At 68.5% G+C, this 16,951-nt stretch carries 14 protein-coding genes and 1 pseudogene; 4 read left to right on the top strand and 11 right to left on the bottom strand.

Annotated features, from left to right (window positions below; genetic code table 11):
- From Q8M88_RS09185 to dusB, 8 genes and pseudogenes are all read right to left on the bottom strand, one after another.
- Nucleotides 1-555: pseudogene (locus tag Q8M88_RS09185) on the bottom strand (GTPase HflX); the annotation flags it as partial.
- Nucleotides 552-797, bottom strand: coding sequence for an RNA chaperone Hfq (hfq, locus tag Q8M88_RS09190; RefSeq protein ID WP_305596609.1), 246 nt, complete (start codon nucleotides 795-797; stop codon nucleotides 552-554). The pseudogene Q8M88_RS09185 and the gene hfq, both read right to left, overlap by 4 nt.
- A gap of 100 nt (nucleotides 798-897) precedes the next feature.
- Nucleotides 898-1,761, bottom strand: a complete 864-nt coding sequence (locus Q8M88_RS09195; RefSeq protein ID WP_305596611.1) for a D-amino-acid transaminase — start codon at nucleotides 1,759-1,761, stop codon at nucleotides 898-900.
- The gene (locus Q8M88_RS09200) at nucleotides 1,761-3,152 is read right to left on the bottom strand and encodes a sigma-54 dependent transcriptional regulator (RefSeq protein ID WP_305596613.1); all 1,392 of its coding nucleotides are present in this window, start codon (nucleotides 3,150-3,152) and stop codon (nucleotides 1,761-1,763) included. The genes Q8M88_RS09195 and Q8M88_RS09200 overlap by 1 nt, the downstream gene beginning before the upstream one ends.
- 18 nt (nucleotides 3,153-3,170) lie before the next feature.
- A complete protein-coding gene (locus Q8M88_RS09205; RefSeq protein WP_305596615.1) occupies nucleotides 3,171-5,384 on the bottom strand; it encodes a PAS domain-containing sensor histidine kinase in 2,214 nt (737 codons plus the stop codon).
- Nucleotides 5,385-5,445: 61 nt separating this feature from the next.
- The gene (locus Q8M88_RS09210) at nucleotides 5,446-6,885 is read right to left on the bottom strand and encodes a sigma 54-interacting transcriptional regulator (RefSeq protein ID WP_305596617.1); all 1,440 of its coding nucleotides are present in this window, start codon (nucleotides 6,883-6,885) and stop codon (nucleotides 5,446-5,448) included.
- Nucleotides 6,882-8,003: a nitrogen regulation protein NR(II) gene (locus tag Q8M88_RS09215; protein WP_305596619.1), complete on the bottom strand. Its 1,122-nt coding sequence runs from the start codon at nucleotides 8,001-8,003 to the stop codon at nucleotides 6,882-6,884. Before Q8M88_RS09215 ends, Q8M88_RS09210 begins: the two co-directional genes overlap by 4 nt.
- On the bottom strand, nucleotides 8,000-9,007 hold the full coding sequence (gene dusB, locus Q8M88_RS09220) for a tRNA dihydrouridine synthase DusB (protein ID WP_305596621.1): 1,008 nt from the start codon (nucleotides 9,005-9,007) through the stop codon (nucleotides 8,000-8,002). Before dusB ends, Q8M88_RS09215 begins: the two co-directional genes overlap by 4 nt.
- 90 nt (nucleotides 9,008-9,097) lie before the next feature.
- On the opposite strand from dusB, the gene Q8M88_RS09225 reads away from it, so the two are divergent.
- The gene (locus tag Q8M88_RS09225) at nucleotides 9,098-10,243 is read left to right on the top strand and encodes a bifunctional 2-C-methyl-D-erythritol 4-phosphate cytidylyltransferase/2-C-methyl-D-erythritol 2,4-cyclodiphosphate synthase (RefSeq protein ID WP_305596623.1); all 1,146 of its coding nucleotides are present in this window, start codon (nucleotides 9,098-9,100) and stop codon (nucleotides 10,241-10,243) included.
- Between the two features lie 4 nt (nucleotides 10,244-10,247).
- On the opposite strand, the gene Q8M88_RS09230 is transcribed toward Q8M88_RS09225, so the two are convergent.
- The gene (locus Q8M88_RS09230) at nucleotides 10,248-12,488 is read right to left on the bottom strand and encodes a spermidine synthase (RefSeq protein WP_305596625.1); all 2,241 of its coding nucleotides are present in this window, start codon (nucleotides 12,486-12,488) and stop codon (nucleotides 10,248-10,250) included.
- A gap of 87 nt (nucleotides 12,489-12,575) precedes the next feature.
- On the opposite strand from Q8M88_RS09230, the gene Q8M88_RS09235 reads away from it, so the two are divergent.
- Nucleotides 12,576-13,067, top strand: coding sequence for a CinA family protein (locus Q8M88_RS09235; RefSeq protein WP_305596626.1), 492 nt, complete (start codon nucleotides 12,576-12,578; stop codon nucleotides 13,065-13,067).
- Between the two features lie 10 nt (nucleotides 13,068-13,077).
- Here Q8M88_RS09235 and Q8M88_RS09240 read toward each other — a convergent pair whose 3' ends face one another.
- Together Q8M88_RS09240 and lipA are read right to left on the bottom strand one after the other, a co-directional pair.
- A complete protein-coding gene (locus Q8M88_RS09240; RefSeq protein ID WP_305596628.1) occupies nucleotides 13,078-13,521 on the bottom strand; it encodes a type II toxin-antitoxin system RatA family toxin in 444 nt (147 codons plus the stop codon).
- 9 nt (nucleotides 13,522-13,530) lie between these two features.
- Complete coding sequence (gene lipA, locus Q8M88_RS09245; RefSeq protein WP_305596634.1) at nucleotides 13,531-14,487, bottom strand: lipoyl synthase; 957 nt, start codon at nucleotides 14,485-14,487, stop codon at nucleotides 13,531-13,533.
- Between the two features lie 88 nt (nucleotides 14,488-14,575).
- On the opposite strand from lipA, the gene Q8M88_RS09250 reads away from it, so the two are divergent.
- Nucleotides 14,576-15,556 (top strand): serine aminopeptidase domain-containing protein, encoded by a 981-nt coding sequence (locus Q8M88_RS09250; RefSeq protein ID WP_305596630.1) that lies wholly within the window; start codon nucleotides 14,576-14,578, stop codon nucleotides 15,554-15,556.
- Between the two features lie 69 nt (nucleotides 15,557-15,625).
- On the top strand, nucleotides 15,626-16,951 hold a 1,326-nt coding region (locus Q8M88_RS09255), incomplete at its 3' end, for an AMP-binding protein (RefSeq protein WP_305596632.1).

Below are 16,951 nucleotides of genomic sequence, written 5' to 3' on the forward strand. Positions count from 1 at the left end.
CTTCAGCTTGCCGATCCGCTCGGCCAGCAGCCGGCGGTCGGTTTCGATCTGGGTTTCGCCGGGGCCGCCCATGACCCCGAAGCCGCCGCGCTGCCGCTCCAGGTGGGTCCAGGTGCGCACCAGGCGCGAGCGTTCGTAGGAGAGCCTGGCGAGCTCCACCTGCAGGCGCCCTTCGCGGGTGCGGGCGCGCCGCGCGAAGATCTCCAGGATCAGGCCGGTGCGGTCGATCACCTTGACCCGCCAGGCCTTCTCCAGGTTGCGTTGCTGCACAGGCGTCAGCGCGTCGTCGATCACCGCCACGTCGACCTCGAGGTCTTCGCAGAGATGGCCGATCTCCTCGACCTTGCCCTTGCCGAACAAGGTCGCCGGCGTGCGCTTGCGCAGCGGCGCTATGAGCGTGTCGGCGACCACGAGATCGAGGGCGGCGGCCAGGCCGCTCGCCTCCTCCAGCCGCGCCTGCGGGCTGCGCGCGCTGGAGCGCTCTTCACGATCGGGATAAAGGACGAGCGCGCGTTGCGGCGGCGCCTCGCGGTCAACGGATTTGGATGAACTCAATCGTTCTCGTCTTCTGAGGGCTCATAGAGCTGCACCGGTTGGGCCGGCATGATGGTCGAGATGGCGTGCTTGTAGACCAGTTGCGACTGGCCGTCCCGTCGCAGCAGGACGCAGAAGTTGTCGAACCAGCTCACCACGCCTTGCAGCTTCACGCCATTGACCAGGAAGATCGTCAGCGGCGTCTTCGATTTGCGCACGCTGTTGAGGAAAGTATCCTGCAGATTCTGCTTCTTATCGCTCACGGCTTATCGCCTTTTGCTTTTGATCGAGAGGCCAAAGCGCCTCCCACACACGAGTCCAGCTAGACAGGCTTTCAACACCGACGCAATCGCAGCGATGCGATCAGACGGCCAGAGCCTTTGCGCGCTCGATATAGAGGCTGCGCAAGCGCATCGCCACCGGACCGGGCTTTCCGTCGCCCACTGGCTTGCCGTCAACGGCGATCACCGGCGTGACCAGCGTGCTGGCGCCGGTGATGAAAGCTTCGCGCGCCTCCAGCGCCTCCTGGGGGGTGAACGGTCGTTGCTCGACCTTCAGACCTTCGGTCTCCATTAGCTCCAGAAGGGTGCCGCGGGTGACGCCGCGCAGGATGTTGGCGTTGGTGCCGCGGGTCCGCAGCACGCCATCGCGGTCGATGATCCAGGCGTTGGTCGCGGCCCCCTCGGTGACCAGTCCCATGTCGTCGACGTACCACGCCTCGTAGGCGCCGGCTTCCGCCGCCGCCTGGCGGGCGAGCGCGTTGGGCAGCAATCCGATGGTCTTGATGTCGCAGCGGCCCCATCGGTTCTCCGGCTGAGTGATCACCTTGACGCCTTTGGCCGCCTTGGCGTGGCCGGCGGCGGGATCCATCGCCTTCACCGTCACCACGACGGCCGGCAGGACTTGGTCCTTCGGGAAGACGTGGTCGCGCGGCGCGACGCCCCGGCTGATCTGCAGGTAGACGATGCCGTCGCGGACGCGGTTGCGACGCACGGCCTCCTTCAGCACCACAGTGAGCGCGCGTCGGCTCATCGGCTCCGGAATACGTAGCTCTTCCAGGCTGCGCTTCAGACGCACGAAATGGCCTTCGGCGTCAGCCAGCTTGCCGTCGGTCAGCGCCCAGACCTCGTAGACCGCATCGGCGAACTGATAGCCGCGATCCTCGATATGCACCGCGGCCTGCCCGTGGGGGAGGAAGCGTCCGTTCACATAGGCGACGCGGCCCATCAGTCGACCTCCTCTTCCACGGCGCGGGCCCCCGAAAGCCCCAGCGACTTGAGCTTGCGGTGCAGAGCCGAGCGTTCCATGCCGATGAAGGCCGCGGTGCGCGAGATATTGCCGGAGAAGCGCAGCATCTGGGCGTTCAGATATTCGCGCTCGAACACCTCACGCGCCTCACGCAAGGGGAGTGAGATGATCCGTTCTGCGCCCATCGAGCCCGCCTGATCGCTGACCGTGGCCTCGGCCGGCAGCATTTCGGCGGTTATCGCCTCGGCAGGATCGCCGGAGGCCAAGATCAGCATCCGTTCGATGTTGTTGCGCAACTGGCGCAGATTGCCCGGCCAGCCTCGCACCTGAAGCGCCGCCAGCGCGTCCTGCGACAGGATCCGCCTCGGCATCCCCGTTGCGTCGGAGATGCGGGTGATGAAGTCCTCGATGAGCTCGGGGATGTCCTCGCGCCGCTCCGACAGGCCCGGAACATTCACCGGCACGACGTTCAGCCGATGGAACAGGTCCTCGCGGAAGGCCCCGGCTGCAATCGCCTCGCGCAGATCGCGTGAGGTCGACGAGACGACACGCACGTCCACCTGAACGTCGCTGTCGCCGTCGACGCGGCGGAATCGCTGCTCGACCAGCACGCGGAGGATACGGCTCTGGGTTTCGCGCGGCATGTCGGCGACTTCGTCGAGGTACAGCGTGCCCCCGTGAGCGCGCTCGAACACGCCGATCTTCGCCGTGCGCCCGCCCTCGCCCTCTTGGCCGAACAGCTCGACGTCCATGCGCTCGGGCGTCATGCCGGCGGCGCTGATCGCCACGAATTCGTTCTTGGAGCGCGGGCTGGCGATGTGGATCAAGCGGGCCACCGTCTCCTTGCCCGACCCCGGCGGACCGGAGATCAGCACCCGGCTGTTGGCGCCGGCGAGCTTGGCGACCAGCTGGCGCAGCTGCTGGGCCGCCGTGGACCGGCCGATCAGGCCCTCCGGCGTGATCGCCTGGGTCCTCAGGCGACGGTTCTCGCGGCGCAGGCTGGTGGCTTCCAGCGCGCGCTCCACCAGCAGCAGCAGGCGGTCAGACTTGAACGGCTTCTCGAGGAATTCGTAGGCGCCGCGCTTGATGGCGCTGACCGCGGTCTCGATGTTGCCGTGGCCCGAGATCATGATCACTGGCAGGTCTGCGTCGAGGCCTTTGACCAGGTCGAGCAGTTCCAGCCCGTCCATCCCGCCGCCCTGCATCCAGATGTCCAGGATCAGCAACGCGGGCTTGCGCGCGCGCACCGCCGCCAGGGCGGATTCGGAATCGTTGGCCGTGCGCACCGCATAGCCTTCATCCGACAGGATGCCCGCCACCAGGTCGCGGATGTCAGCCTCGTCGTCCACAACCAGAACATCAGCCGCCATGGGAACACCTCACCGATCTCATGCTGTCGCCGCCTCGGCCCGACCCACGGCCTTGATGCGCGTCGATGCGGGAATGCGAAGCGTGACCATCGCCCCCTGCCCCTTCGGCGCATCGCCCAGCAGCAGGTCGCCGCCGTGGTCCTCGAGGATCCGCTTGACGATGGCCAGGCCAAGGCCCGTGCCCTTCTCGCGGGTCGTCACATAGGGTTCGGTCAGGCGGTCGCGATCGCGCACCGGCAAGCCGACGCCGTTGTCCACCACCTCGAACGCCACGCCGTCGTCATCGATGACCAGGCGCGCCGTGACCCGGCCCTTGGTCCGCGGCGCCGCGTCTCGCCTGGCGTTGACCGCTTCGGCGGCGTTCTTCAGCACGTTGGTGAGGGCCTGCGACAGCATGCGGCCGTCGCACAGCAGCGGAGTCTCCGGCGCGGGCTCCTGCAGTTCGACCTTGATGTCGGGGCTCGCCACCCGCTGGGCGAACACCGCGGCGCGCAGCAGTTCGGCCGCGTCATGTTCGGCGAACTTCGGCGCCGGCATCCGCGCGAACGCGGAGAATTCGTCGACCATGCGGCCGATGTCGCCCACCTGGCGCACGATGGTGTCGGTGCAGCGGTCGAAGGTCTCGAGGTCGTCCACCGGCACGGACTTGCGGAACTTCTTCTGCAGCCGCTCGGCCGAAAGCTGGATCGGCGTGAGCGGGTTCTTGATCTCGTGGGCGATGCGGCGGGCGACGTCCTTCCAGGCGGCGTTTCGCTGAGCGGCGACCAGGCGGGTGATGTCGTCGAACGTCAGCACCAGCCCGCCCTCGCTGAGGCTGGCCCGCACCCGCAGTCGGTGGGTTTCACGCCCGCGCAACACGTCCACCTCGCCCTCGGCCTCGCCGCCGACGGCCGCGAGCTCCAGGATCGCCGCCACCTCGGGCGCCACTTCGGCAAGCTTGCGCCCGCGTCCGCGGTCTCCGGAGAGATCCAGCAACAGCACGGCGCGCCGGTTGGCGGCGGAGATGCGGCCCTCAGTGTCGAGGCCGACGACGCCGGCGCTCACTTCGGACAGCACGGTCTCGATGAACTCACTGCGCTTCTGCGCCTCGACGCTGGCCTGGCGTAGCGCGGCCTGCTGGGCCTGCAGGTCGTGGGTCATGCTGTTGAAGGCGCGGCTCAGCACAGCGATCTCCTCCGGATCGCGGTCGTCGTCGACCCGCGCGGTGAGGTCCCCGGCAGCGACCCGGCCCGCGGCCTGCACCAGCCGTCCGATCGGGCCCGAAATGGCGCTGGCGGCGTACATGCCGAGCCAGATGGCGCCGACCAGCACCAGCAGCGCGGTCTCCATGTAACTCAGGGCGAAAACCGCCTGGATGCGCTGGCGGTTGGCGGCGGCCTCCCGATAGGAGACCAAAGAGCTTTCAGCGTCTCGAAGGTGGCTGACGATGTCGCGCTGGACCGGGCGCACGACGTAGAGGTAGGCGTCCGGATAGGCCTTCAGCCGATAGACCGCTCGGGTCAGGTCCGACGACAGCGAGATGTCGCCCTCGTCGGCCGCCTTGAAGCTGGATTGCGGGGGCACCAGCAAGGGCTGGGCTTCCGCGGTCTCAGCGCGGGCCAGCACCCGGCCTTCCCGGTCGATCAGATAGGCGGAGGGGAAGGCGTGGTACGAGGCCTGGTCGGCTAGGAAGCGGCTGAAGGTGACCGGGCTCGCCTGTAGCGCAGGCGCCGCGTGGTTCAGGTCGGCCGCCATCAACGTCACATGGTCGCCGATATAGCGCTGCTGATCCTCAACGTAGGAGCGCGCGACGGTGGCGGAGTTCTCCACCACGGTCTGGACCCGTTCGCTGAACCAGTTGTCGACGCCGCGGGTGACCAGCACGCCGTAGAACAACGCAACAACGACCGCCGGCGCGACGGCGGCGAGCGCGAACAGCATCACGAACCGCAGGTGGAGCCGCGCGCCGGCGTCGTCAGCAGGCGCATTGCGCAGGATCAGAACCCGAAGGCCGACCAGCGCGGCCAGGGCCAGGATCAGCACGAGATTGAAGCCAAGCACGGTCATCACGACGGCGCTGACGGGCCCTAGGGGTCCAGTCTCTGGCGGCGACGAGGCGAGCAGGATCGCCAGGCCCGTGAGCGCGGCGGCGATCGCGTAGCCGCCACCCAACACATACCGGGACTGCAAGACCCGCCAGGCCCTAGCTCCAGGTCCTGTCAGGCTCCGATTCTGATTCAGCAGCAGCGCCATCGCGCCGCGGAGCCTAGGCGATAGTGTGCCTAAAACTCAACAACCATGTGGCTCAGAAGCGTCAGCGTCGGCCGCGACTCATTTCCACACCAAGATCCTGGATCTTCTTGCGCAGCGTGTTGCGGTTGAGGCCCAGGATTTCAGCAGCCCGGACCTGGTTGCCTCGGGTCGCCGATAGCGTGAGCTGGATCAGCGGACGCTCGATCTCTTCCAGCACGCGATCGTAGAGGCCGGCGGGCGGCACGCCGTCAGGCTGCTCGGCGAAATAGCCGCCGAGATGGCGTTCGACAAGCTGCGACAGAGACAACGGGCCATCCTGCCCCGGCGTCGGCGCCTGATGCTCGGCGAGCTCGCGCTCGACGATCCGCGCGCTGATCAACTCCTCGGCATAAAGGGCGCAGATCCGCCGGACCAGGTTCTCCAACTCGCGAACATTGCCAGGCCAGGCGTGCAGTTTCAGCCGCTCCAGCGCACTGGCGTCGATGGTCTTTGACGGCAGGCCTTCGCGACTGGCCCGCAGCAGGAAGGCGCGGGCGAGATCAGGGATGTCCTCGACCCGGTCACGCAGCGGAGGCAGGCGGATCGGCGCGACGTTCAGGCGGAAGAACAGGTCCTCGCGGAACAGCCCCTGCTGGATCAGCGCGCGCAGATCGCGATTGGTCGCCGCGATCAGGCGCACGTTGGGCCGGCGACCCGTCTTTGGATTCAGCGCCGGCTCCGAGCCGTCGCTCACCCGCAGCCGGCGGGTCTGGGCGTCCAGCGGCATGTCGCCGATCTCGTCGAGGAACAGCGTGCCGCCGTCGGCCTCCCGCAACTTGCCGAAGTCACCTTCCTCGCGGCCGAACAGCTCGGCCTCGACCCGCTCGCGCGGCACCGCGGCCAGGTTGATGACGACGAACTTGCCGTCGCGACGACGCCCCATGTCATGAAGGGCGCGGGCGACCAGTTCCTTGCCGGTGCCGGATTCGCCCAGGATCAGCACTGTCAGGTCGGCGCCGACCAGGCGTGCGATCGTCCGATAGACGTCCTGCATGGGCCCGGAGCGGCCGATCAGCGGCAGCCGCTCATCGCGCACCGCGCGCGCCTGGGCCTTGGCGGCCTCGGGGTCCGCCGGACGCGCGAGCGCCCGACGCGCTGCAGAGGTCATGTCATCGAGGTCGAACGGCTTGGGCACATAGTCGAACGCGCCGATCTCGGCCGCGCTGACCGCGGTCAGCAGCGTGTTCTGCGCGCTCATCACGATGACCGGCAGCTTGGGCCGTTCCTTGCGGATGCGCGGCAGGACGTCGAATACGTTCTCGTCCGGCATCACCACGTCGGTGACCACCAGATCGCCTTCGCCGTCGAACACCCACTTCAGCAGGGTCGTGGCGTTGCCCGTGGCGCGGACCTGGTAGCCCAGGCGGGTGAAGGCTTGGCTCAGCACGAGCCGGATCGAGGAATCGTCGTCCGCGATCAGGATCTTCTTGCTGGCGTTGGCCGCGTTTGCTGCGGTGTTCATGCCTGGACGTCCTCTTGCGAAGCGATGGGCAGGAGCACGCGGAACATCGTGCGCCCTGGCTCGGACTCGAAATCGATCAGTCCGCCGTGGGCCGCGACCAGCTTGGCGCAGAGCGCGAGGCCGAGGCCCGCGCCATGCGTCTTGGTGGTCACGAACGGCTGGAACAGGCTTTCGCGAAGATGCGGCGGGACGCCGGGGCCGTTATCGATGACCCGCACCTCCAGAGGAGCGCCGCGCAGGGCCTGACCCTTGGCCGCACGCACCCGCACGCCGTGGCGATAGGCGGTGTGGATGGAGATCTCGCCTCGGCCGTCGCCACGCGAATGCGCAGCCTCCGCGGCGTTCTTCACCAGGTTGAGGAACACCTGGATCAGTTGATCCTCGTCGCCGAGCGTCGGCGGCAGGGAGGGATCGTAGGCTTCGCGCAGACCCAGGCCGTCGGCGACGCCGTTGGCGGCCAAAGCCCGCACGCGATCCAGCACTTCGTGGATGTTGACGGCGCTGCGCTGCGGCGGCGCGTCGTCGGAGAACGCCTCCATCCGATCGACCAGACGGCGGACGCGATCGGTCTCGTCGACGATCAACTGGGCGAGTGGCGCATCGTCCGCCTTGGCGCCAGCCTTGAGCAGCTGGGCGGCGCCCCGGATGCCGGCCAGCGGGTTCTTGATCTCATGCGCCAGCATTCGTCCGAGGCCGACGATGGAGCGCAAACCCGCGACTTCGACGCCGCCACGCTCGGCGCCCAGGCCGCCAGCCTTCACATGCAGCGTGAGCAGCACCGCGCCGTCGCCTAGGGGCGCGGCCGCGCCGTCCGCCTCGAAGCGCGGAAGGCCGAACAAATTGATCTCCAGCCCCCGCTCGCGAACCTTGCCGCCTTCCTCGATGGCGCGGTTGAGCAGGGAGACCAGCGCCGAACCCGGCGGGAGCGCGGCTCGGAAGCGCCCGCGCGCCAACAGGCCCAGCCCCTGGCCGAACAAGGCCTCGGCCGCCTCATTCACCGCGACCAGCGCCCCCTCCCCGTCGACCACCAGGGCCGGTTCCGGGCTAAGGTCGAAGGCGGCGGACTTCAGGACCTCCAGATCCAGCGCCGAAGAGCGGATATTTGACCGGCCGTTCATGCCGCCAACCTCGTTTGCGGGTCGCGCCAGAGCGCGACCAGGTTGCGTTCGACCTCTCCGGGATCCTCCATGCGGCAAAGCGCGGAGCGAGCGCTTCGACGGGCCTCGGCCTCGTTGGGCCAGGGCGCATTATCGATGTATGCGGCCAGGTGCTTGCGGAAGATCCGCACCCCCAGCCGATCACCATAGAACGTGACGCTATCACGGAAATGGTCGAGCGCGATCCCGAGCCGCGACTCGGCGTTCGGCGTCTCGAAGGCTTCGCCGTTCAGTTCCGTTTCGATCTGGGCGGCGATCCACGGCTGGCCGTAGACGCCACGGCCAATCATCACCGCATCCGCACCACTGGCGGCGAGCGCCGCGCGAGCGCTGGCTGCATCGGTCACGTCGCCGTTGATGATCACCGGGATCGAAACTTCCGCCTTCACCGCGCGGACCGCGGCCCAATCGGCGCGACCCTTGTAGAATTGGTTGCGGGTGCGTCCGTGCACCGTCACCGCACGCGCGCCGCGCCGTTCCGCGCGCTGGGCGAACTCCGGGGCGTTCCTGGACGCATCGTCCCAGCCCAGGCGCATCTTCACCGTCACCGGCACGTCCACCGCGTCGACAGCCGCGGCGACGAGGGTCTCAGCGGCGTCGAGATCGCGCATCAGGGCCGAACCGCAGGAGGCGCCGGTGACTTCCTTGGCTGGGCAGCCGAAATTGAGATCGATGATCTGCGCCCCGGCGGCGGCGGCCATTCGCGCGCCCTCGGCGATGTGTTGCGGGTCAGCGCCGACCAACTGGACCACCATCAGCGGCAGCCCCGCTCCGACGGCGGCGCGGCGGACCACGTCGGGCCGGCCCCGGGAAAGTTCGGCGCAGGCGACCATTTCGGTCGCGACGTAGGCCGCCCCCAGTCGGCTCGCGGCCAAGCGAAATGGCAGGTCGGATACGCCGGTCATCGGCGCGATCCAAGCGCGGCCGGGAACGACCGCATCTCCCACCACAAGAACATTGCTCACTTTATAATCATCCCCATCGCTATCTTTTTAGGCAGATCGTGTGGCTGCGTAAAGCCTAGACAAGCGAACGGCTAAGCCTAAACACGCGCCATGTCGTTCAGCGCCGTAATTGTCGCCGCCGGTTCTGGCCTGCGCGCCGGGCCCGGATCGCCCAAGGCCTGGCGTGATCTCGCCGGGCGGCCGGTCCTGCGATGGTCGCTGGAGGCCCTGCTTGGCGCCGGAGCGCGCGAGGTCGTTGTGGTCGTCGCCGGAGATCGCCTTGAAACAGCCCGCGAGGCTCTGGTCGACCTGCCACGGTGGCGCGCCGTCCCCGGCGGCGCGGCGCGGGCCGGTTCCGTGCGCGCCGGCCTTGACGCCCTGGACGGGCCTGACGACGAAGTGGTGCTGATCCATGACGCGGCTCGACCATTCCTCACGCGCGGGCATGTCGATCGCCTCCTCGCGGGGTTGGTGGACGTCGACGGCGCCATTCTGGCCCTGCCCGTCGCCGACACCCTGAAGCGTGGCTCCAGCGTCGTGGATGCGACAGTCAGTCGCGAAGGCCTTTGGCGCGCACAGACGCCCCAGGCCTTCCGACTGGGCGCATTGCGGGCCGCGTACGCGGCATGGCCGCGGGATGAAGAGCCCACCGACGACGCCGCCGTGGTTGAACGCGTCGGCGGCAAGGTCGCCTTGACGCCGGGCGACCCGATGCTGCTCAAACTGACCTATCCGGAGGATTTCGAGATGGCCGAGCGGCTGGCGGGCGCCGCGCGCGTTACCAGGGTCGGCCAGGGCGTCGACGCCCACCGATGGGGGCCCGGCGAGTCGGTGTGGCTTTGCGGCGTCGAGATCGCGCACGACCGGACGCTGGTCGGCCACTCCGACGCCGACGCTGGCCTGCACGCGCTCACCGACGCGGTGCTGGGCGCGATCGCAGACGGCGATATCGGCGACCACTTCCCGCCCTCCGACCCGCGGTGGCGCGGCGTTTCTTCGGACCGTTTCCTGGCGCACGCCGTGTCGCGAGTGGCGGCGATCGGCGGGCGGGTGGTGCATGCGGACGTCACCCTGATCTGCGAGCAACCTCGGATCGGACCTCATCGCCAGGCGATGCGCGCGCGCGTCGCGCAGATCATGGGCCTCGCGCTAGACCGGGTCAGCGTCAAGGCCACCACCACGGAAGGCATGGGCTACACCGGACGCGGCGAGGGCCTGCTGGCCCAGGCCGTGGTGACGGTCGAGACGCCGGCCTGAGCGGTCAGGGCAGCCAGGTCCAGGTCACCTTGAGCTGGCGATAGAGCGCGCCCGGCAGGTTGATGTAGTCGTCCGTCCACGGTCGCACGAGGTTCGGCTGACTGGCTTCCCATCGCGGGTCGGCGGCGAACCCGGCCAGCGCCTCGGCCGTGTGGCCGATGATCAGCGCGTCCTCCGACGACTGCCACATCGGCGGAGAGTTCTGCGGCGCGCGATGCTGTTGCAGCAAAGCCTGACCGCCGGCGGCCGCAGCCACCGCCATCGCCGGCCCGGTCAGCTCCAGATTGCGGTTCGACAGGTGCAGGATCAGCACGCCGTCCGGCTTCACCAGCTTCAGATATCCCCGCACCGCTTCGACGGTCAGCAGGTGGGCCGGCACCGAGTCCGACGAGAAGGCGTCGATCAGCAGGATGTCGAACGTCGCCGGCGGCTGATGGGCCAGCGTCAGCCGGGCGTCGCCGACCACGAAGTCCACCGGACCCTTGGCGCACTCGCTCGTGTAGCTGAAGTGCTTGGGGTCAGTGGAGATACGGATCACCAGCGGATCGATTTCGAAGAAGGTCAGGTGGTCGGCGGGCCGCACATAGGCCGACACCGCACCGGTGCCCAGACCCACGGCGCCGATCCGCGCGGCGGGCTTTCGGGCCTGCACCGCGGTGAACACCTGGCCGATAGGCGTCTCTGGGGCGTAGTAGACGAGCGGGAGGCAGCGCCAGCGGGGGTCGATCGCCTGGGCGCCATGCAGGGTCGAGCCGTGGGCGAGCATCTTCACCTCGCCGCCCAGCGCCGGCACCGGCATGCGGGATTCCCGCACGACGCCGAAGAAGCTGCGCCAGTTCTCGCGCACGTCGACGCGGCCGCCGACAGCGGTGGCGCAGATGATCAGCACCGAAATCGCGCCGAAGAACAGGAACGCCCGGCGTCGCACGATGAACGCCCCAACCATCGCCGCAGCCAGCGCCGACTGCACGCCAAGGCCGATGCCGTAAAAAGTCGTGATAACCGGCGCCCCAACGGCGGCTGCGACCGACACGACGAACGTGGCCCAGTTCCAGATCGTGAACCGCCCCTCACCCCACGGCCTGGCCAAGCACGAAAGGGCCAACACCAGCGGATACTCCCAGAGGCTGTTGAAGATCACCGGCGCCAGGAAGGCGTTGAACCCGCCGCCGACCACGCCGCCGATCGACATCCACAGGTAGAATTCGGTGAGCTTCGCCGGCGCCGGCCTACGGGAGACAAGCGCCTGATGGCAGATGAGAGCGGTGAAGAAGAAGCAGATCAGGTGGACGGCCAGTTGCAGGACGAAGTCGCTGGCCTTGAACGGCAGCATCATCGCGCAGGCCGCGATGGCGGCGGCCTGGAACAGCAGCGCCAGTCCCGGCGGGATCGCCGGCCTCGTCTGGAAGGCGATGATGAAGGTCAGTAGATAAAGGGCGAGCGGCGCGACCCACAGGAACGGCGCGGAGGCGACGTCCGTGGTGATGTGGCCGGTGACCCCTAGCATCAGGCTCGACGGAATCGCGGCCAGCGCCATCCAGGTCAGCCGCTCGCGCCAACCGATGCGCGTCTCGGCGCCGTCCAGGGTGACGGCGGCGGGCGGGGCCATCGGCCGCCGCGACAGGTAGAGGCCGAGCCCCACCATGATGGCGACGAAGCCGCCGTATCCGAGGCTCCACCACAGCGACTGCTGGTGCAGGCTGGCGAGCGGTTCGACCAGGATCGGATAGGCGAGCAGCGCCAGCAGACTGCCGAGATTGCTGGCGGCGTAGAGGGCGTATGGCTCCTTGCCCTCACCCGAGGCGAAGGCGCGCGCATGCCAGGCCTGGACCAGGGGCGCGGTGGCGGAGAGCGCCGCGAACGGCGGACCCAACGACACCGCAAGCACGCCGATCAGCCACAGCGCCGGATGGTCGGACGACGGCGGCCCGAACAGGTCGCTGACGCCCAGCGGCAGGACCAGACCGGCGGCGATCAGGACCGCGCAGTGAACGGCCACCTGCGCGCGAACCGACGAGATGCGTTGCAGCAGGTGCGCATAGCCGTAGCCGACCAACAGCGCAGCCTGGAAGAACGCCAGGCTGGTGTTCCAGATGGACGGCCCGCCGCCGAGCAACGGCAGAACCAGCTTGACCACCATCGGCTCGACCAGAAATACGAGCGCGGCGCCGCAGAAAACGGTGACGGCGAACAGAGCGGCGGAGGCTGGAATGGCCTTGCCGCCGCGGGCCTCGAGCGTGGTCATCTGTGCGAATCGCCTTGTGTCGTCAGCGGCGGCGATGTTGTGGTCTGCGCCCGCCCTTGCCTAGAGAATCCGCCGGAGACAGCCACCATGTTCAACCTCGAGATCCAGACCCTGGCCAGGCTGCTGGTCGACGAGGCGCGTAACCGGTCGCTGCGTATCGTCACCGCCGAAAGCTGCACCGGCGGGCTGGTCGCCGGCGCGATCTGCATGGTGCCGGGCGCCTCCGACGTGCTGGAGCGCGGCTTCATCTGCTACTCGAACCGCGCCAAGCAGGAGTTGCTGGGGGTGCCCGGCGACCTGATCGCCGATCTCGGCGCGGTGTCGGAGCCGGTCGCCCGGATGATGGCCGAAGGCGCGCTGGAGAATTCCAACGCCCACCTTGCGGTGTCGATCACGGGCGTCGCCGGCCCCGGGGGCGGCACGAAGATGAAGCCGGTCGGCACCGTGCACATCGCCACCGCACGCACCAACCACGGCCTGATGCACACCGAGGAATTCTTCGAGGAAGACACCCGCGAAGGCGTGCAACTGGCCGCGGTGCAGGCGGCCTTGCAGGCGCTGCGCGACCGGATCGGCTAGGCGCGCCTGTTCAGCCGTACAACGCCCTTGCTCTCGCCTCGAAACAGGCCATGACGCGCTCGATCGCGTGGGCCTGATGGGACGCCAGCAGGCCTTCCAGCAGACGCGACTTGAAAGTGAAATCGATCTCGAAGTCGACGCGGGTCCCATCGGGATCCTCGTGGAATTTCCATCGGTTGTGGAGCTTCCTGAACGGCCCTGAGATCAATCCGACGTCGATGGTGCGTTGGTCCGCGTCGCGCACCACCCGTGTGGAGAACCGCTCCTTCAGGAAGGCGAATCCGACGGCGGCCTCAGCATCCACCGCGTCGACGCCTGGCGTCAGCGTGCGCGCGTTCCAGGTGCGGATCGCGGTGATCCAGGGCAAGAACTGCGGATAGGCCTCCACGTCGCCGACCAGGTTGAAGAGCTGGTCGGGCGAATAGGGCAGAACCTTGGATGCCTGTTGTCGCAATCCGTGGCGTCAGGATGCGCCGCGGGCGATGCGGGCCGCCTGAAGCCTGGCGAAATCCTCGCCGGCGTGATGCGAAGACCGCGTCAACGGACTGGCCGACACCATCAGGAAGCCCTTGGCGCGGGCGATCTCCTCGTAAGCGTGGAATTCTTCGGGCGTCACGAAGCGGTCGATGGCGGCGTGCTTGCGGGTCGGCTGCAGGTATTGGCCGATGGTGATGAAGTCGACGCCGGCCGAACGCATGTCGTCCATCACCTGCATGACCTCCTCCTTGGATTCACCCAGACCGACCATCACGCCGGACTTGGTGAACTGCACGGGGTCGCGCTCCTTCACCCGCTCCAGCAGGCGCAGCGAGTTGTAGTAGCGCGCGCCAGGGCGGATCGAGAGGTAGAGTCGGGGCACCGTCTCCAGGTTGTGGTTGAACACGTCGGGCTTGGAATCGATGACCACCTCGGCCGCGCCGTCCTTGCGCAGGAAGTCGGGTGTGAGGATTTCGATAGTGGTGGCCGGCGCCGCCTCACGGATCGCGCGGACCACTGCGGCGAAGTGTTCCGCCCCGCCGTCGGCGAGGTCGTCGCGGTCCACCGAGGTGATCACCACGTGCTTCAGGCCCATCTTGGCCACGGCGTCGCCGACCCGTTCCGGCTCCGTCGGGTCCAGAGGGTCGGGCTTGCCGGTGGCGACGTTACAGAAGGCGCAGGCCCGCGTGCAGATGCCGCCCATGATCATCATGGTGGCGTGGCTCTTGTCCCAGCACTCGCCGATGTTCGGACAGGCGGCCTCTTCGCACACTGTTGTCAGGCCGTGAGCGCGGACGATGTCGCGGGTTGCGGCGTATCCGGGCGAGCCCGGCGCGCGGACGCGCAGCCACTCGGGCTTGCGCAGCATCGGCGTGTCGGGACGCGCCTGCTTTTCGGGGTGACGCGGGCGACGGGCGCCCAGGGTGTCGATGACCACGGCCATGGTCCCTAGATCGTCCGCCTTGGTCGCCGGCGCAAGGCGCCAAAGCGTCGCCTTGCGCCTAGCCGCGCGGAAAGCAACAAACCTGGCCATGTCCCGCGCGCCGATCGCCGTCGCCCTCGCCCTCCTGCTCGCGGCTTGCGGCGGGCGCGAGGCGCGCGATCCATTCGTCGACAGCCGCACGCCGCCCGGCCTGGCGGCGCGCTTCATGCCGCCGGAGGGCTGGGCCTGGGGACTGGTGCAGACGGGACGAGAACCGCCCCAGCGATACGGGGTCGCCAGCCCCCCGGTCGCGCCGCGCGGACAGGTGCTGATCGTCACCGGCCTTGGCGAGAGCGCCGAGGGCTGGTTCGAGACCGTCTCCGACCTGAACGCCCGTGGCCTCACGGTATGGGTGCTGGAACGCGCCGGCCAGGGCGGCTCAGGCCGAAAAGTCGCCCGCGGGGGCGTGATCCATGCCGGCAGTTTCGAACCCGACGTGGACGCCGTGCGCGCGATGCTGAGCGTGGTGATCCATCGACAGCCTCCCGCACCGATCGTCGTGCTGGCCCATGCCGACGCGGCGGTTCCTGCCCTGCTGGCGCTCGAGCGCCACGCGGACGCTGACGGGCTGGTCCTCGCGGCCCCAAAGCTCGCCCCATCTAAGCCGCTGGGAGCCTTCCCGACGCTGGCGGTGCGGCTGGGTCTGGGTTGGCCGGCGCCAGACGCGCGACGATGGACCCGCGCAGCGCCCGACGAGGCCGGCGGCTCGCGCGACGCTTGGCGCGGTCGCGTGCAGCACACCTGGGAAATCGCCAATCCGGACCTGCGGATGACCGGACCCTCCTGGGGGTGGCGCGCGGCCTACGCGAGAGCCGGCGAGCAGGCGCGCACAGGCGCCGCACGGGTCGAGGCGCCCGTGCTGATCCTGGGCCCGCGCGCGCCAGCACGGCTGTGCCGCGCGATCCCATCCTGCACAGAACAGGATCTCGGCGGCGGCGCGTCGCCCTACCTCCAGCCGGACGCTGTCCGAGGTCCCTGGCTGGAAGCCATCGCCCGCTTCGTCGCCACCCGCAGCGGAGCCACACCGTAACCTTTCTTTGCAAGCCGTGAGGCGGCCTGTACCGTCGGACGCTTCACGTTGCGGGAGAGGTGACGGAACTTGGCGACCTTCGATCCGCGAGACAGCCGCAAGGCCCTGTTCGACGCCCTCCTGGATGCACGGTCCAAGTACGGCGCAGGCAAGCTGATCCTGGAGGACCAGGAACGCAAACCTATGAGCTACACCGATCTGGTCCGCGCGGCGTTCGCACTGGGCCGGCGGCTGGCGGCGTTCACCGACAAGGGTGAACGGGTCGGCGTCATGCTGCCTGCCGGCGCCGGCGTGGTGGTGACCTTCTTCGCTCTGCATGCGTTCGGACGCGTGCCGACGATGTTGAACTTCACCGCTGGCATCCGCAACCTGAAGGCCGCGTGCGAGTTGGCCGGGGTCAAGCACGTGCTGACCGCCCACCGGTTCATCGAACAGGCCAAGCTGCACGACCTCACCGACGCCCTCGAGACCCAGACGCAGATCGTCTACCTGGAAGACGTGCGCCGTACGATCGGGCTGAAGGACAAGCTGTTCGCCGCCGCGGCCGGCGCCTTTCCCCGCCAGTTCCGCAGCCATGCAGAACCGGACGATCCGGGCGTAATCCTGTTCACATCAGGAAGCTTCGGGACGCCGCGCGGCGTGATGCTGACCCAGTCGAACCTGGTCTCCAACGTCGCCCAGATCGCCGCCCATATTCCGCTGGATCCGGCGTGGGTGATGTTCAACCCGCTGCCGACCTTCCATTGCTTCGGACTGACCGGCGGCGTGCTGCTCCCGCTGCTCACCGGCATGAAGGCGTTCGAATACCCCTCCCCGCTGCACGCCAAGCAGATCCCGCCACTGGTCAAGGAGGTGGGAGCCTCAATCCTGTTGGCCACGGACACCTTCGTGAATCAGTACGCTCGCTCGGCCGAACCGGATGAGCTGGCCGGCCTGAAGTTTATCGTCTGCGGCGCCGAGAAGGTGCGCGAGGAGACCCACAACCTGATCACCGAGCGGTTCGGGCCTATTCCCGTCCTGGAGGGCTACGGCGCGACCGAGGCCGCGCCGGTGATCGCGGTCAACAAGCCCACCGACAATCGTCGCGGCACCGTCGGCGGCTTGCTGCCCGGCATGGAGACGCGGATCGACCCCGTCGAAGGTATTGCGCTGGGCGGGCGGCTCTATGTGCGCGGGCCCAACATCATGGCCGGCTACCTGAGCGCCAGCGGCGTCGAGCCCCTTGTCGACGGGTGGCATGACACAGGCGACGTGGTGGACGTGAGCGACGACCGCTGGGTGAAGATTCTGGGTCGGGTGAAGCGCTTCGCCAAGGTCGGCGGCGAAATGATCTCGCTGACCGCAGCCGAGGACCTGGCCGCCGCGGTGTGGCCCAGCGCGCGCCACGCCGTGGTG

Origin of the sequence: Phenylobacterium sp. (genome assembly GCF_030693805.1) — a bacterium.
Lineage (GTDB): Bacteria > Pseudomonadota > Alphaproteobacteria > Caulobacterales > Caulobacteraceae > Phenylobacterium.

Bases quoted from the DNA above. Each gene is read 5' to 3' on its own strand.
- Q8M88_RS09195 (WP_305596611.1), bottom strand. From the start codon at position 1,761: ATGGGCCGCGTCGCCTATGTGAACGGACGCTTCCTCCCCCACGGGCAG.
- Q8M88_RS09200 (WP_305596613.1), bottom strand. From the start codon at position 3,152: ATGGCGGCTGATGTTCTGGTTGTGGACGACGAGGCTGACATCCGCGAC.
- Q8M88_RS09205 (WP_305596615.1), bottom strand. From the start codon at position 5,384: ATGGCGCTGCTGCTGAATCAGAATCGGAGCCTGACAGGACCTGGAGCT.
- Q8M88_RS09210 (WP_305596617.1), bottom strand. From the start codon at position 6,885: ATGAACACCGCAGCAAACGCGGCCAACGCCAGCAAGAAGATCCTGATC.
- Q8M88_RS09215 (WP_305596619.1), bottom strand. From the start codon at position 8,003: ATGAACGGCCGGTCAAATATCCGCTCTTCGGCGCTGGATCTGGAGGTC.
- Q8M88_RS09225 (WP_305596623.1), top strand. From the start codon at position 9,098: ATGTCGTTCAGCGCCGTAATTGTCGCCGCCGGTTCTGGCCTGCGCGCC.
- Q8M88_RS09230 (WP_305596625.1), bottom strand. From the start codon at position 12,488: ATGACCACGCTCGAGGCCCGCGGCGGCAAGGCCATTCCAGCCTCCGCC.
- Q8M88_RS09235 (WP_305596626.1), top strand. From the start codon at position 12,576: ATGTTCAACCTCGAGATCCAGACCCTGGCCAGGCTGCTGGTCGACGAG.
- lipA (WP_305596634.1), bottom strand. From the start codon at position 14,487: ATGGCCGTGGTCATCGACACCCTGGGCGCCCGTCGCCCGCGTCACCCC.
- Q8M88_RS09250 (WP_305596630.1), top strand. From the start codon at position 14,576: ATGTCCCGCGCGCCGATCGCCGTCGCCCTCGCCCTCCTGCTCGCGGCT.